Origin of the sequence: Paenarthrobacter nicotinovorans (assembly GCF_021919345.1) — a bacterium.
In the GTDB taxonomy this organism is placed as follows: Bacteria; Actinomycetota; Actinomycetes; order Actinomycetales; family Micrococcaceae; genus Arthrobacter; species Arthrobacter nicotinovorans.
This window is the reverse complement of record NZ_CP089293.1, coordinates 1,304,962-1,320,267: the sequence shown is the minus strand read 5'-3', so window position 1 is coordinate 1,320,267 and position 15,306 is coordinate 1,304,962. Positions and strand designations below refer to the sequence as shown.

At 63.7% G+C, this 15,306-nt stretch carries 13 protein-coding genes; 4 read left to right on the top strand and 9 right to left on the bottom strand.

Annotated features, from left to right (window positions below; all coding sequences use genetic code 11):
* Positions 1-10 precede the first annotated feature (10 nt).
* Entirely contained in the window at positions 11-1,492 is a 1,482-nt protein-coding gene (locus JMY29_RS06310) for an NAD-dependent succinate-semialdehyde dehydrogenase (RefSeq protein WP_018777331.1), read from the bottom strand.
* Positions 1,493-1,652: 160 nt separating this feature from the next.
* Positions 1,653-2,582, bottom strand: coding sequence for a 16S rRNA (cytidine(1402)-2'-O)-methyltransferase (gene rsmI, locus JMY29_RS06305; protein ID WP_018777330.1), 930 nt, complete (start codon positions 2,580-2,582; stop codon positions 1,653-1,655).
* A 209-nt stretch (positions 2,583-2,791) separates the two neighbouring features.
* Here rsmI and JMY29_RS06300 point away from each other — a divergent pair, with 209 nt between their 5' ends.
* Positions 2,792-4,468: a dolichyl-phosphate-mannose--protein mannosyltransferase gene (locus tag JMY29_RS06300; protein ID WP_374757514.1), complete on the top strand. Its 1,677-nt coding sequence runs from the start codon at positions 2,792-2,794 to the stop codon at positions 4,466-4,468.
* Positions 4,469-4,478: 10 nt separating this feature from the next.
* The gene (locus JMY29_RS06295; protein WP_189075884.1) at positions 4,479-6,311 is read left to right on the top strand and encodes an AMP-dependent synthetase/ligase; all 1,833 of its coding nucleotides are present in this window, start codon (positions 4,479-4,481) and stop codon (positions 6,309-6,311) included.
* Between the two features lie 443 nt (positions 6,312-6,754).
* Here the strand turns inward: JMY29_RS06295 and JMY29_RS06290 are convergent, their stop codons facing one another.
* Positions 6,755-7,921: a TIGR01906 family membrane protein gene (locus JMY29_RS06290; protein WP_189075885.1), complete on the bottom strand. Its 1,167-nt coding sequence runs from the start codon at positions 7,919-7,921 to the stop codon at positions 6,755-6,757.
* A 141-nt stretch (positions 7,922-8,062) separates the two neighbouring features.
* Positions 8,063-9,058, bottom strand: a complete 996-nt coding sequence (locus JMY29_RS06285) for a stage II sporulation protein M (protein ID WP_018777325.1) — start codon at positions 9,056-9,058, stop codon at positions 8,063-8,065.
* Between the two features lie 126 nt (positions 9,059-9,184).
* Here JMY29_RS06285 and JMY29_RS06280 point away from each other — a divergent pair, with 126 nt between their 5' ends.
* Positions 9,185-9,991 carry an RDD family protein gene (locus tag JMY29_RS06280; RefSeq protein WP_055975200.1) on the top strand — a complete coding sequence of 269 codons (807 nt, stop codon included), beginning with the start codon at positions 9,185-9,187 and terminating at the stop codon, positions 9,989-9,991.
* Here the strand turns inward: JMY29_RS06280 and JMY29_RS06275 are convergent.
* From JMY29_RS06275 to JMY29_RS06255, 5 genes are all read right to left on the bottom strand, one after another.
* Positions 9,975-10,826, bottom strand: a complete 852-nt coding sequence (locus tag JMY29_RS06275; protein ID WP_189075886.1) for a pentapeptide repeat-containing protein — start codon at positions 10,824-10,826, stop codon at positions 9,975-9,977. The two genes, JMY29_RS06280 and JMY29_RS06275, sit on opposite strands and share 17 nt — an antisense overlap.
* Positions 10,827-11,027: 201 nt before the next feature.
* Positions 11,028-12,260, bottom strand: coding sequence for a L,D-transpeptidase (locus JMY29_RS06270; protein ID WP_026267106.1), 1,233 nt, complete (start codon positions 12,258-12,260; stop codon positions 11,028-11,030).
* Between the two features lie 106 nt (positions 12,261-12,366).
* Positions 12,367-13,845: an adenosylhomocysteinase gene (gene ahcY / locus JMY29_RS06265; RefSeq protein WP_039240331.1), complete on the bottom strand. Its 1,479-nt coding sequence runs from the start codon at positions 13,843-13,845 to the stop codon at positions 12,367-12,369.
* A gap of 45 nt (positions 13,846-13,890) precedes the next feature.
* Positions 13,891-14,109, bottom strand: coding sequence for a Trm112 family protein (locus JMY29_RS06260; protein WP_018777320.1), 219 nt, complete (start codon positions 14,107-14,109; stop codon positions 13,891-13,893).
* A 139-nt stretch (positions 14,110-14,248) separates the two neighbouring features.
* The gene (locus tag JMY29_RS06255; protein ID WP_026267105.1) at positions 14,249-14,626 is read right to left on the bottom strand and encodes a DUF3499 domain-containing protein; all 378 of its coding nucleotides are present in this window, start codon (positions 14,624-14,626) and stop codon (positions 14,249-14,251) included.
* A gap of 141 nt (positions 14,627-14,767) precedes the next feature.
* Between JMY29_RS06255 and JMY29_RS06250 the strand changes: the two genes are divergently transcribed.
* Positions 14,768-15,286 carry a metallopeptidase family protein gene (locus tag JMY29_RS06250; protein WP_018777318.1) on the top strand — a complete coding sequence of 173 codons (519 nt, stop codon included), beginning with the start codon at positions 14,768-14,770 and terminating at the stop codon, positions 15,284-15,286.
* The last annotated feature ends 20 nt before the right edge of the window (positions 15,287-15,306 follow it).

The window sequence follows — 15,306 nt, the reverse complement described above, 5'->3', positions numbered from 1 at the left end:
CCTGCGCAGTTTAGTCGGCGTACGGGTCCGCGATACCTACGTACTGGGTGTAGAGGTACTCTTCGATGCCTTCGGAGCCGCCTTCGCGGCCCAGGCCGGACTGCTTGACGCCACCGAACGGTGCGGCGGCATTGGAGATCACGCCGGCGTTGAGGCCAAGCATGCCGGTCTCGAGGCGTTCGCTGATCCGCAGGCCACGGTTCAGGTCCTTGGTGAAGACGTAGGCCACCAGGCCATATTCGGTGTTGTTGGCCAGGCGGACGGCATCGTCTTCCGTGGAGAAGGTGATGATCGGGGCTACCGGTCCGAAGATCTCTTCCTGCAGGATGCGGGCATCAGCAGCAACGTTCTTCAGCACCGTGGGCTTGTAGAAGTAGCCGGGACCATCCACGTGCGCACCACCGGTAACCGCCGTGGCGCCACCTTCGACAGCTTCGGTGACGAGGGCGTGGACGCCGTCGCGGGCCTTGCCGTCAATCAGCGGACCAACCTTGGACTCAGGCTCGGTACCACGGGCGGTGGTCAGCGAACCGATCTTCGCAGCGAACTTCTCAGCGAAGGAATCCGCGATGGACTCGTGCACGATGAAGCGGTTGGCCGCCGTGCATGCCTCGCCCATGTTGCGCATCTTCGCGGCGATGGCGCCTTCAACGGCCTTGTCCAGGTCCGCGTCCTCGAAGACAACGAACGGGGCGTTGCCACCGAGTTCCATGGAGGTACGCAGGACCTTGTCCGCAGCTTCACGGATGAGGGCCTGGCCCACCGGGGTGGAGCCGGTGAAGGAGATCTTGCGGAGGCGGTCGTCCTTGATCAGCGGACCCGTCACGGCGCCGGCCGTGGAGGTCTGGATGACGTTCAGGACGCCGGCCGGGAGGCCTGCTTCCTGCATGACCTGGGCGAACAACAGGCTGGTCAGCGGGGTCAGGTTGGCGGGCTTGAGCACCATGGTGCAACCGGCGGCGACGGCGGGGGCAACCTTGCGGGTGGCCATGGCCAGCGGGAAGTTCCACGGGGTGATCAGCAGGCAAGGACCAACCGGCTTCTTCTGCACGAGCAGGCGGTTCTTGCCATCCGGGGCTGCGGAATAGCGGCCGGAAACACGCACCGCTTCTTCGGAGAACCAGCGCAGGAACTCGGCACCATAGGTCACTTCACCACGTGCCTCGGCCAACGGCTTGCCCATTTCCAGGGTCATGAGGAGGGCGAAGTCCTCGGCGCGCTCAGTCACCAGCTCGAAGGCGCGGCGCAGGATCTCGCCGCGTTCGCGCGGGGCCGTGCGGGCCCAGTCAGCCTGGGCGGCAGCAGCGGCGTCGAGTGCGGCGGCGCCGTCCTCAGCACCGGCGTCGGAGATGCTGAGCAGGACCTTGCCGGTGGCCGGGTCCTCAACATCGAAAGTTTTTCCCGATCCGGCCGGACGCCACTGACCGTTGATCAGCAGGCCGGTGGGAACGGAAGCCAGCAGTTCGCTTTCGCGTTCAACCGTGACAGTCATGGCGACTCCTTCGTCTAGGGTGCTTTGGAGATTTGCACCACTGGGGGTTCCTTGCCAGAAGTGGCTTGAATTACTGCCACGGTACTGCCCGTCCGGAAGCAGTGTCTACGCCTTGACGCACTGCCATGCAGATGCCAATTTGTGCAGGTGCACAGCCATGTCAGCGGGCAGCAAGGACCGCCGAGTACAGCTCCCGTTTGCTGACCCGGGCGTCCTCGGCTACTGCCGCAACCGCTTCCTTGAGGCGGATCCCCTGCGATATGAGCTCGTTGACTGCCGCAACGTGGTCTTCGGGTTTGCCGGGCTCCTGTTCAGGCGCACCACCGACTACCACTGCTATTTCGCCGCGGACTTCGTTGTTCTCGGCCCACTCCAGCAGCTCACGGAGGGTTCCGCGGATGACTTCCTCGTAGGTCTTGGTGAGTTCCCGGCAGACAGCAACCCGGCGTTCGGCGCCGAAACGCTCGTGCAACGCGCGCAGCATGACCTCAAGCCGGTGCGGAGCCTCGAAGAAGACCATGGTGCGGCGTTCATCAGCGAGGTCGGCCAGACGCGAGTTCCGCTCTCCCGACTTCCGGGGGAGGAAGCCTTCAAAGCAGAAGCGGTCCGTGGGTAGCCCGGACAGGGCAAGGGCGGTCAGAACGGCCGAAGGACCAGGGACCGCAGTGACCGTCAACCCGGCCGCAACAGCGCCTTCCACCAAACGGAACCCGGGGTCCGAGACTGCCGGCATGCCGGCGTCGCTGACCATCAGGATGGTTTTTCCGGCGCGGACATGGTCCAGGAGTTCGCCTGTCTTGGCTACTTCATTGTGCTCGTGGTAGCTGATGACGCGTCCGGAAACCTCCACGCCCAGTGCTGTCACCAGACGGTGCAGGCGGCGGGTGTCCTCTGCCGCCACGATGTCGGACGTAGCCAGGAGCTCCACCAAACGGGTGGACGCATCGCCGACGTTCCCTATGGGAGTCGCCGCCAGGACGATCCTGCCGACCCCCGGTGCCGCACCGGAACCCGGGGCTAGCGGAGGAAGCGCCCCGTCCTCGTCGTCGCTGAAGCGGGCCTCGTCCGGGGTATTGCGCTGTTCGTCCACCTGCCAAGCCTAATGCCGCGATACCTGCAACGCCTCACCTCAACGCTGCGGCAAGCATGGAAAGGTAGCATGGGCGGGTGAACCAGTCGCCCGTTCCTGCCGCCGCTTCCGGCACTCCTGTGGCGTCGTCCGCCGTAGCCGAAACGGATGAGCCCGCAGTCCAACGTCCAGCCGGCCACCTCGACGACGCCGCGAAAGCACATAACGCAGTGCGCGGCGGCACCAGGCAGGCCGGCAACGGATACCTGCCGGGCCGGGGCCTTGAACGCCACCGTTGGATAGAGCGGCCCGCAGAGGCTTTCAGCGTGGAGGCCCTGCGCACCCGCCTGATCGGCGGCATCCAGAGCTGGCGCGACTACCCTGCGTCCCTGCGGTTGTGGTTCTGGCTGATTCCCACCATCACGGCCGTCCTGGGCGGAATTCTCCGCTTCTTCCGACTCGACGCCCCGCACAGCCTGGTTTTTGACGAAACCTACTACGTCAAGGACGCGTACTCCTACTTGGTGAGCGGCTATGAACGAAGCTGGCCGTCCAACGCCAACGACTCCTTCAATGCCGGCAATCCCAATGTCCTCCTGAACACCCCCGAGTATGTGGTCCATCCACCGGTGGGCAAATGGATGATCGCTTTCGGAATGTGGCTGTTCGGCGGAGACAACCCCTTTGGCTGGCGCTTCAGCGCGGCACTGACCGGCACACTGACGGTATTCCTCGTGGCGCTTATCGCCATGAAGCTTTTCCGCTCCCACACGCTCGGGGCGGTTGCGGGCCTGCTGCTCGCCGTTGACGGACACCACCTGGTGCTCTCCCGGACAGCCCTGCTGGATGTCTTCCTCGCGTTCTGGATCTTCGCCGCCTTCGGTGCCCTGCTGTTGGACCGCGACGACGGCCGCCGTCGTCTGGCTTCCCGGCTCGCCGCGCAGGCGGCTGCTTCACCAAGCGGCATCCCGTTGACCAGCCAGCTGGTGGCAGGTCCTTGGCTGGGCATGCGGTGGTGGCGCCTCGTTGCAGGTATCTGCCTCGGACTCGCTGTGGGCACCAAATGGTCGGCGCTGTTCTTCGTGGCCGCCTTCGGCGTGATGACTGTGCTCTGGGATCTGAACGCCCGCCGGATTGCCGGGATCCGGAATTGGTTCAGCGCAGGCATCATCAAGGACGGGATCCCGGCGTTCTTCACCATCATTCCGGTTGCCGTTGTCACCTATATCGCCAGCTGGACCGGCTGGTTCCTGTCCAAGGATGCGTACTACCGGCAATGGGCCGCCACCAACCCGGCACCTGGCTGGGACTGGCTGCCTGACCCGATAAGGTCCCTGGCCCACTACCACCTCGAAGCCTACAAATTCCACCAGGGGCTCAGCTCAGACCACCCCTATGAATCCAGCCCGTGGACGTGGCTGGTCATGGGCCGTCCCACGTCGTTCTATTACCAGTCCCCCAAACAGGGAACCTCGGGTTGCCTCGTGGAGACCTGCTCCTCGGCGATCCTGCCCGTGGGAAATCCCGTGGTCTGGTGGGGCGGAACCATTGCCCTGGTCATCCTCTTGTTCTGGTGGGCGGGACGTCGCGACTGGCGGGCCGGTGCCATCCTCGCCGGTGTTGCTGCCGGCTACCTGCCCTGGTTCATGTACCCCGAACGCACCATGTTCATCTTCTATGCGGTCTCCTTTGAGCCCTTCCTCGTGCTTGGCCTGACGTACGTGTTGGGATTGGTGCTGGGCCGCAGCAGCGATCCGCCGTGGCGGCGACGGTCAGGACTCTACGTCGTGGCCGTGGTCCTGGTGCTGGCTGTCCTCGCAACGGCTTTCTTCTATCCGGTGCTCACGGCAGAAGTCATCAGTTACCAGGAATGGCGCATGAGAATGTGGATGCCATCGTGGATCTAGGAGGCAAGCAGTGAGGGAAGCAAGCACGGAGCTCCTCTTCGAAGCCGACACGGACTCCAACGTCACCGACCTCCTTCTGGAGCGGTGCGCCAAGGATCCGTTCGGCGTCCTGTACGCGCACAACACCCCCAACGGGTGGCTGAACGTGTCAGCTGCCAGGTTCCTGGCGGACGTCACCGCCCTGGCCAAGGGCCTCATCGCAGGCGGCCTCACCCCGGGTGACCCTGTGGCGGTGCTGTCACGTTCGAGCTTCGAATGGACCTTGGTGGACTTCGCCATCTGGATGGCGGGCGGCGTCACGGTGCCCATCTACGAGACCTCCTCTGCCAGCCAGATCGAATGGATCCTGGCTGATTCCGGAGCCCGCCGCATCTTCGTGGAGGACGCCGCGAAGGCCGCGCTCGTCCATTCCGTCGTGGAAAAGTCAGGCCTCCTCGGCGAGGACCCCGTCGCCATCATCCGGATGGAGCACGACGGTGACGCACCCAACCTGACCAGTGTGTCCGCCGTCGGCATCGGCGTCATGGACGCTGAGCTGGAGCGGCAACGCAGCACGGCAAAACTGGCCGACATCGCCTCCATCGTTTACACCTCAGGCACCACAGGCAAACCCAAAGGGTGCGAAATCACCCACGGCAACTTTGTGCTGGTGGCCAGGAACGTTATTCCGTTCCTCCCGGAGCTTTTGATGCAGCCCGGCGCGCGGACCCTCATGTTCCTTCCGCTTGCCCATGTCCTGGCCAGGGCTGTGCAGGTTGTTTGCCTCACTGCCGGTATCACCCTGGGGCACAGCGCCGGTGCCAGCGGTCTGATGGCGGACCTGGGTTCGTTCAAGCCGACGTTCCTGCTTGCGGTTCCCCGGATCTTCGAGAAGGTCTACGCCGGGGCCAGCCACAAGGCCGCAATGTCAGGCAAGTCCGCCCTCTTCTCGGCGGCTTCTTCAACAGCGGTGGAATATTCGACGGCGGTGGACCTCGCCTCCCGCGGTGAGGGGCCGGGTCCGGGTTGGCTGCTGAGAACCAAGCACAGGACCTTCGACAAACTCCTGTATCCCAGGGTGCGGGAAGTCTTTGGCGGCGATGTCGGCTACACGGTGTCCGGCGCCAGTCCCCTGAGCCCACGGGACAACCACTTCTTCCACGGTGCCGGGGTTCCCGTCCTGGAGGGCTACGGGCTGACCGAGACCACGGCGCCCTGCACAGTGAACACCCCCACCATGTCCCGGATCGGAACGGTGGGCATCCCGTTGCCGGGCACCACCATCCGCGTGGCCGACGACGGTGAGGTGCTGGTCAAAGGCATCGGAGTGTTCAAGGGCTACCACGGAAACCCGGAGGCCACGGAGGCCGCCTTTGTGGACGGGTTCTTCCGCACAGGGGACCTGGGCGAGCTCGACTCCGACGGCTTCCTGACCATCACCGGCCGCAAGAAGGATCTCCTGGTGACGGCCGGCGGCAAGAACGTCGCTCCCGGCCCCCTGGAAGAAAAGTTGCGCGAACACCCGCTGGTGGGTCAGGCCGTGGTGGTCGGAGACGGGCGTCCTTTTGTGGCAGCCCTGATCAGTCTCGACCCCGAAGGCCTTGCGGATTGGTGCTCGGAGAACAAAACCGGTGCCCTGTCCCTCGAAGAAGCAGTCCACGACGACCGCGTCAAGGCGGCCGTGCAGTCTGCTGTTGATGAGGCCAACAAGCTCGTCTCGGCCGCCGAATCCATCAGGAAGTTCGCTTTCATCACGGCGGAGCTCAGCGTCGAGTCCGGACACCTGACTCCGTCACTCAAGCTCAAGCGGGCGGCTGTGGTGGGAGACTTCGCGTCGGTTGTCGAAAAGCTGTACGCCAAGTAGGCCCACCACCTAGTCGCTTTTTGCGACCACCTATTTCTGCGGCTTCCAGCACCTAATTTTGCCCAATCACCACCTAACCGGGCCAATCTCTGCCTAGGTGGTCCTGGTGCCCCCGTAGCGTTTCCTTCACGAACCAACGTTCAAACGGGACCTCATGACAAGTCCATCACGCATACCAACACCCGCGCTCTACTATTCGCGTGTCCGGTCTACGTTGGTACCGCGAATCATGGGTTTCACCATGATTACGCTAAGCCCGGTGCTGTTCGGGCTGATCGTCCTCAACAACTCCGCTATCTGGGGCCCGGGATGGTCGGTTACCTCGTCGGCGGTCGCGAGATCCATATCAAGATGAAAAGCGGCAAGGCCGTTATCGCCAGCACGGACCGCCCTGAACAGCTCATTGGTGTTCTGACCGGAAGTCACCCTCCGGGACAGTAGGGCTAGCGCTTTGAGCTCGTCGTTTCCTTGGAAAGGGCATCATCGTCATCGGCTGCGCCGTCAACCGCACCATCAGAATCCTCGTCATCGAGCTTCTCCTGGGAAACGGCAACGCCGCGGCGCCGCTTCGTGGGCCACGTGAAGATGAACGTCAACGTCGCCGCGATGAACACCAAAGCACCGATCACGATGCCCGCGTCAACCCAGAACTGTCCCGGGAAGAGCCGGATCAGGGTGTCCTCCAAGGAGAACGTCCATGTGCCATTGGCAAAGAAGATCCGGTGGAATTCGGTGAAGAACTGCTGCCAGCTCAAAGCTGCCAGAACCGCAAGGCCGATGATGATGACAAGCGTGACAATGGAGCCGGCGAACAAGCCGCGGCGGATCCCGCCATTGCTGCGCTTTCGCAGGTACACAATGGCGATAATGCTGAGGATGATGAGCAGGACTCCCGCGCCGAATGAGGACAGAATCACCATCTTGACGTCCGCCATGTGCGCCACTTCGCTGTCCTTGAACAGCTTGGCGCCGTCTTGGTTGACCAAGCCTCCCAGGTACCGGGGACCCGCCCAGTTGCTGAGGTAGTCAACGGCATAGGAGCCATAGGTCATACGGTCGTCAGTGTTGAAGCCATAGCCGTCACCGGGGAAACCGGGACGGTTGTACTCCACCCACAGGAACAGTGGACTCGTGACCGCCCTGACTGCCAGAACCAGGAGGATCACGGGGTAGAAGACAGCCAACAGCACTTGGAAAACCCGGGGCCCTACAGGCTTGACCTTTGCCGCCTGCTCCCGTTCAGCATTGCGCCTGGCCACCTCATCTTCCGGCGGCCGGACCTGGAGGGCCGACGTCGGCAGCGGTTCGGAATAGTGCGACGGCTGCTTGCCGGAAGAGGCATTCGCAAGTGTGTCAGCGAACAGCGGCGGCTCCGTGTCGGCGTCGGCGGCTTCTGCAGCCTTGCGGTCTGCGCGGCTCTCCGGCTGGGCCGTTCCGGGCGCAGCTGACGCTTTTTCAGGCGCTCCAGACGCCGGTGCAGGCGCGGCGGTTGAGGCCGCGGATGAGGCACCACTGGACGTCTTTGGCTTCATCCAGTCGAAGGCCGGTTCGTTGGGGTCCTCGTGGACGTCCGTGTCCGGTTCTTGTGGTTTTGGGCTCTTGTCGCTCACAGCGGGGGTTCACTTCCGTAGGCATCCACCGGCGATTGCGTGCTGCCGGCTCTCTTGTCTGCCTTCGAGCCTACCGCCCGGCTTTGCGCCGACACGAGGAACTACCCCGCCTTGGAGCAGATTGAAACGCAACTGTAAGGTCTACGCGGCGATGCTTCTGTAACCGCCATCGTTGGCGTCCAAGTCACCTGTCTCCCCCGCACGGACAGCCCGGCCGCCAACAAGCAGCGTGTACGTCCAATAGCCGGCCAGCACCAGCGCGCCGATGGTGATCTTGGCCCAGACGGGCAGCTGGCTCGGAGTGACGAATCCTTCAACGATGCCGGAAACCAGGAGGACCAGCACCAGGCCCAGTGCGATGGTGATCAATGACCGCCCTTCATCCGCAACAGCCTGCATCCGGGTCCTGGGGCCGGGCCGCACCATAGCCCAGAAAATCCTGAGCCCTGCGGCGCATGCAATGAACACAGCCGTGAGTTCCATCAGGCCGTGGGGCAGGATGTAGCTGAAGAAGACGTCGATCTTGCCCGTTGCCAGGAAGACACCGGCGGCAACTCCCACGCCCTGGGCATTCATGAAAAGAATGTAGGGCACCCAGAATCCTGTGATGCCGAAGGCCACGGCTTGGGCGGAAATCCAGGCGTTGTTGGTCCACACGGCGCCGGCGAAGGAAGCCGCCGGATTCTCGGAGTAGTAATCGATGAAGTCTTCCTCGACGTACCTGCGCACCCTCTCGTCGCTGCCGAAGACGGCTCGAAGCGCATCCGGGGAGGTACCTATCCAGAAGGCATAGGCGGCACCGACAACCGTGAAGGCAAGCCCGCACCAAAGGGTCAGCCACCTGATCCGGTAGAAGGCGGCCGGCAACGAGATGACGAAGAAGCGGGCCAGGTCTTCCATGAAGTTCGAGCGGGCACCGGTAAACCTGGTGCGCGCCTGCGCCAACGCGGCGGACAACGACGACGACAGACCGGTTTCAGGAGCCACCGAACGGATCAGGGACAGGTGCCCGGAAACTGTTTGGTACAAGCGCAGCAGTTCATCCGCCTCGTCTCCCGTCAACCGGCGCTTGTGCGCCAGGAAATGAAGCCGCGACCATTTGTCCCCATGTACGGCCGAGAAGGCATCGATGTCCACGGCACCACCCTAATGCCTGAGGCCCGCGCGAGCGCCTGATCGGCGTCGTTTTGGCCTGTCACGCCGCTAGACTCGTTGTGCAGGCGCTGCTGGGCGCCGCATTGTCCGGAAGGCGTGGGGGCTGGCTTGAGTTCGATCATCACAGGCGAGGCAGTGGTCCTCGAGCTGCGCTCAGCGTCTTTTGCGGCCCGGGGGCTGGGCCTGATCCTCGACGTCATCTCGCAGGTGGTCCTCGCGATACTCCTGATCATCCTGGTCCTGATGGCTTCTTCGGACCTGGACGAGTCGGCCATCCGGGCTCTGGTCCTCAGCAGCGTCGTTTTCTCTGTGGTGGTCGTCCCTGTCACTGTGGAAACCCTCACCCGCGGCCGGTCGCTGGGTAAGCTCGCCACGGGTTTGCGGATCGTCCGTGACGACGGCGGTTCCATCCGTTTCCGGCACGCCCTTATCCGCGGGCTCCTCGGTTTCCTGGAAATCTACCTGACCTTCGGCGGACTGGCCATCGGAGTGGCGCTGTTCAACGAGAAATCGAAGCGGCTGGGCGATATCGTTGCCGGCACGTATTCGCTCCGCCTGCGCGTTCCCTCGAAACCCCGTATCGTGCCCAACGCACCGCACTATCTGCAGGGGTGGATTGCCATGGCGGACATCGGCAGGGTCCCGGACGCCACCGCCCGCCGGGCAGGGACGTTTGTACAGCAGGCTTACCTGATGGCTCCCGCCTCACGCCTGGCCATGGCGATGTCCCTGGCCACGGAACTCACACGCTATGTCGCACCGCCACCGCCGCCCGGCACGATCCCCGAGGACTACATCGGCGCAGTCCTCGGGGAACGACGCAACCGGGAGCTGGCGCGCCTGCGTCAGGCCGAACAGCGGAACGCCACGGTGGGCGCCCGCTTGCGCAAGCTGCCGTTTACCCAGGAGCCCTAGTTCCGGGCTGCCGGAGCCAGTGATCCGGTCTGGTGAGTTCCGTGGGCAGGAGCGTCCGTGCATCGCCTTCGGCAGCATTGACCTGCGGTTGAGTCAGGTAGAGGGCCCTGGACAGGTCCGCCCCCGCCAGCTCTGCACCACGAAGATCCGCCCCCAGAAGATCCACGGCAGCCAGGTCGCTGCCTGCCAGGTTGGCCCCTATCAGGTACGAACCCCGCAGATCTGCTCCACAGAGGCGCTGGTTCCCCAGGTCTGCGCCCATCAGGTCGGCACCAGGCTGGAGGCCGCCGTCGCGACTTTGCCGGTCTTCCGCGCCGTAGGACGCGCGGACTTCTTCGCTGACCTCCATCAGGAGGGCCCGCACCTGCCCGTGGTAGGTTTCGACGTCGGCACCCAGGACCGTGGCTGCGTCACCCACGGCGGTGGTCGCCAGCTGTTCCGCAAGGTGGGCGGCTGCAGAGGCGAGCTCGGGGTCGAACGTCCGTTGCCGGGCCTCGTTCAGGTACCAGAGCATCTCGTGGAGTTGCCTGACCCTTTTGAAAACGTCGAACATCGAGGACGCGGAGGCAGGGTTGTCCCGCCAGCTGTTTCCGCCGAAAGTGTGCTGGGAAACGAGCTGGCCGGCGCCGAAGCAATCGAAAACTGTGCAGCCACGGAAACCGCGGGGGCGCAGCCGTTGGTGGATGGCACAGGAAAAGTCCCCGGCCAGGTTTGGGCACGCCGAGGCGGCAGGCTTGTCGATGGCAAAGTCCGCTGAGCGGGTAAATCCCAGTGCGGTGCAGCACAGCGCAAAGCAGTTGCTGCAGTCAGGGCGAAGAATTGGTGTGATGGTCATGCGGTGCTCCAAATGATGAAGAGGGTCCGGGGTAAGGAGGCGGGGAACCCGTCAGCGGGTTCCCCTGAGGGACACCCGTGATCACCAGAGGGCAGCACAAAGTGGAGGCCAACACATGGTCGGCACAAATAGTCCGGGTCAAAGCGAAGTCCGGGTCAAAGCGCGCAGGAAATAATCACTGCGGCCATCTTAACAGCAGGTCTACCGTTGGGCGTAGCTGGCCCAGGGAATGTTCCAGTCGCCGAAACCCTCCAGTGGCTCGACAGCCGGGGCTCCCGTGTTCAGGATCTGCACCACGTCGCCGGTCTTCATGTTGTTGAAGAACCAAGCGGCATCATCCGGCAGCAGGCCGACACAGCCGTGCGAGACGTTGACGCGGCCGATGGCTCCCCACGCTGATTCCAGCGCCTGGTGGACATAGACTCCGGACCACGTGAGGCGGTTGGCGTAGTCCACCACCATTGGGGCGTAGTAGCCCTTGTCGCCGGGCTTCAGGCCGATGCTGCCGGCGTTGAAATTGGATTTGCGTTCCTGCTCCAGGATCACTGCGTAACCGGTGGGCGAGAGCCAGTCTTCGCCGCCGAGAGACACGGGCGCGGTGTGGAGCAGTTGGCCATCGGAGTACACGTTCATGGTCTTGGTGGTGTCATCCACCACGGCAATCCGCTGCGGACCCGTCGTAAAGGTGGAGACAACGTCCCCATTACCGATCATGTTGTTGCCGAAATCCACACCAAGCAGCTTCATGTCCACTGTGACAGTAGTGCCGGAGGCCCAGAATGCCTCGGGCCGGATCCGCACTTTCTTGTCGGAGTACCAGTGCCATGCCACAGGTTGGCCGGACGACACAGTGATGGCCACCCGCTTCTCCATGGCCACCTTGTCCACGACGGGTTCGCTGAAGTTGATTTCGATGGGCTGGCCTGAGCCTGCCGTGGTGCCGTTGCGGGGGTAGATGGACGCGTCTGCCTCGTACGCGGCGGAAACCGTGGTGAAGGTCTGGGTCTTCTTGGTTTCCTTGCCGGCGGTGTCCACGACGGTGAAGGAGTAGTTGTACTGCGTCTTGAACTTCAGGACTTCCTGGGTAGTCCAGGTAGAGCCGTCAGGACTGATCTTGCCCACCACGGGCGCCCCGCCACCGGCAGGGGTCAAAACGACATCCTTGACCTTGCCGTTGACCGCCTTGATCTGGGGACCCACCACGGGATTCCATTCAACAGCCCCATCCAGCGGAGTGATGCCCAGTTCCACGGGCTTGGCCTCGATGGTGGGAGTCGGGGAAGGTGCAGCAGCGTTGTTCTGCGTAGAACCGGGGAGCAATCCGGGTACGGTGGCCACGCCGATTCCGCCTGCCACAATGGCGGCGCAAATCCCTATGATGGCAAGGACCTTGCCCGTTTTCCGTTTGGCGGCCTGTGTCATGGTTCCCGTCATCCTGTCCCCCGGCAAGCTATACCGAACACCCAATTCTAGCCGAAAGGCCGGCCACGCTGTTCGCGTGTCCGGCCTTTCGCCATCGAATGTTCTTTGCGGAGGGCTGCTAGTAGCGGTAGTGCTCCGGCTTGTACGGACCCGCAACGTCCAGGTCGAGGTAGTCTGCCTGGTCCTTGCTCAGCTCGGTCAATTCCACTCCCAGGGCGTCCAGGTGCAGGCGCGCCACCTTCTCGTCCAGAATCTTCGGCAGAACGTAAACCTGCTTCTGGTACTCGCGCTCCCCGGCTGGCTGGTCCTTCTTGGTCCAGAGTTCGATCTGCGCGATCGTCTGGTTGGCGAACGAGTTGCTCATCACGAAGGACGGGTGGCCCGTGGCGTTGCCCAGGTTCAGCAGGCGGCCTTCGGACAGGACGATGATGGACCGCTCGGAGGCTGTCCCGGAGTCGAAGACCCACTCGTGGACCTGCGGCTTGATCTCGACCTTCTTGACGCCGGCAACCTTGGCAAGACCTGCGATGTCGATCTCGTTGTCGAAGTGGCCGATGTTGCCCACGATTGCTTTGTTCTTCATGCCAAGCATGTGCTCGGCCATGATGACGTCCTTGTTGCCGGTGGTGGTGATGAAGATGTCGCCCTGCGCCAGCACCGTCTCAAGCCTGGCCACCTGGTAGCCGTCCATTGCTGCCTGGAGGGCGCAGATGGGGTCGATCTCAGTAACGATGACCCGCGAACCCTGGCCACGCAACGCCTCGGCGGCGCCCTTGCCGACGTCGCCATAACCGCAGACGACGGCGACCTTGCCGCCCATCAGCACGTCCGTGGCCCTGTTGATGCCGTCCGGGAGCGAGTGGCGGATGCCGTACTTGTTGTCGAACTTGCTCTTGGTGACGGAGTCGTTGACGTTGATGGCCGGGAACAGCAGCTTGCCCTGCTCGGCGAGCTGGTACAGGCGGTGGACACCGGTGGTGGTTTCCTCGGTGACACCCTCGATGCGTGCTGCCAGGCGGGTCCACTTCTGCGGGTCGGCTGCGAGGGTCCTCCGGAGGAGGTTCAGGATGTGGACGTACTCTTCGGGATCGTCCTCGGTGGCGGCAGGAACTGCGCCGGCTGCCTCGAAGTCCACGCCCTTGTGCAGCAGCAGTGTTGCGTCTCCGCCGTCGTCGAGGATCATGTTGGGACCCAGCTCGGGGTTGGTCTCAGCGCCGGGCCAGGTAAGGATCTGCTCGGCAGTCCACCAGTACTCTTCAAGGGTTTCGCCCTTCCAGGCGAAAACCGGAACACCCTGGGGATCTTCCGGGGTGCCCTTGCCCACAACGACGGCAGCCGCGGCTTCGTCCTGGGTGGAGAAGATGTTGCAGGAGGCCCAACGCACCTCTGCGCCCAACGCGGTGAGGGTCTCGATGAGAACGGCGGTCTGGACCGTCATGTGCAGCGAACCCGCGATCCGTGCACCCCTGAGCGGCTGCGAAGCACCGAACTCGGCCCGAAGCGACATGAGGCCGGGCATTTCGTGCTCGGCAAGGCGGATCTGGTGGCGGCCTGCCTCGGCGAGGGAAATATCAGCCACTTTGTAGTCGAAAGTCATGGAAGTCCTTAGGGGTACCGTGCGGGTGTTGAGAAAAAGGGGCTGCTAGGCCTTGGCATCATGCTGGCTGGAGCCGGCCGCGTTGGCCGCTGCCAGGAGTTCCGGCGGCAGGAGCAGCGGAATGCCGTCTTCGATCGAGTAGCGGAGCTTTTCGCCGTCCGCGGCGGCAGCTGTTGATACCAGCTCCTCGCCCTCCTGGACCAGCGGTGAACCCGTCACGGGGCAGCGCAGGATGGACAACAGTTCAGGACTGACCTTTGGCATGAATGATGCTCCCTGGGTGGCGCCGGCCTGGCGCCGCTGGCGGATTTATCTGCAGATTCCAGACTACCGCGCAAGATCGCAGGGTTTTGATCACGACGCCGCTTTGAGTCACGACGCCGGTGCAGTCACCTTCGGTGGCTTAGGACGGTTCGCGGAGGATCCGCAGGTGTCCCCGGCGGGTACCTTCGACGCTTGCGGGCGGCTCCATCTGCGTGTGGTTGTGGCGGGCCGGCGTTTCGGGTGCCGCGGAGGCAGCCTCACGGACGGCGTTGGCCAGAGCGAGCAGATCGTCGGGTCCGGGCTGCGGTGGCGTGCTGGGCATGGCCAGGCGCAGCACTTCCCAACCCCGGGGAACGGTGAGGCTCTCGGCGTGCTGCGTGCAGAGGTCGTAGGCGTGCGGTTCGGCGTACGTGGCTAGGGGACCCAGGACGGCCGTTGAATCGGCGTACACGTACGTCAAAGTGGCCACCGCAGACTGGCGGCAGGCTGATCTTGAACACTGACGAATAGCACCCACAACATCCCAGATTAGCGCCACTTGGCTCCCGTAGCGCGCATTGAGCGTCCGTGGCTGCCCGGGAGGGGCTGGTATCGGCAGCTCCGGCGCGGTGCGCACGATGATGTCGCGCTGGCGGTTCCTCAGGACTAAAGTCGATATATGCAGTCACAGCCACATGTTCCCGGGTTTACCGTCCGGTGGACTGACGCCGATGGCGATCAGACAGAGGAACACGCCGTACCGGGCGTGCGGGGATTCCGGAAACGCCGCCGCAACCGTCATGGCAGGGGACTGCGTGGCGAGCTGATGCTGCCCAATCTTCCGGGTTTCCGGACGCGTTCCGAGCGTTTCGACGACATGGTGCTTGACTCCGCCGAACGCCTCCAGGACATGTGGGGCAAACAATTGGACGGCGTTCTCTTCGCCGTTGATGAGATCCCGCCGAACCTGGAACAGCTCGTTGCCACCGGCAACCCTGCACCCATGGGGTCCTACACTCCCGGCGGCCGTGGAGAACCGCCGATGATCACGGTCTACCGCCGGGTGGTGGAGCAGGGCTCCAACACCAGGGAAGAGTTGCAGGATCTCGTCCATGACGTCGTGGTGGAATACACCGCGGAAATGTTGGGCGTACCGCCGGAGACACTGGACCCGGTGTACCGGCGCCGGTACCAATAGGACGACGCCGGTCACCCGGC

Excerpts from the sequence above, each read along its gene's own strand:
- ahcY (WP_039240331.1), bottom strand. The coding sequence starts at position 13,845 with ATGACTTTCGACTACAAAGTGGCTGATATTTCCCTCGCCGAGGCAGGC.
- JMY29_RS06250 (WP_018777318.1), top strand. The coding sequence starts at position 14,768 with ATGCAGTCACAGCCACATGTTCCCGGGTTTACCGTCCGGTGGACTGAC.
- JMY29_RS06260 (WP_018777320.1), bottom strand. The coding sequence starts at position 14,109 with ATGCCAAAGGTCAGTCCTGAACTGTTGTCCATCCTGCGCTGCCCCGTG.
- JMY29_RS06270 (WP_026267106.1), bottom strand. The coding sequence starts at position 12,260 with ATGACGGGAACCATGACACAGGCCGCCAAACGGAAAACGGGCAAGGTC.
- JMY29_RS06275 (WP_189075886.1), bottom strand. The coding sequence starts at position 10,826 with ATGACCATCACACCAATTCTTCGCCCTGACTGCAGCAACTGCTTTGCG.
- JMY29_RS06310 (WP_018777331.1), bottom strand. The coding sequence starts at position 1,492 with ATGACTGTCACGGTTGAACGCGAAAGCGAACTGCTGGCTTCCGTTCCC.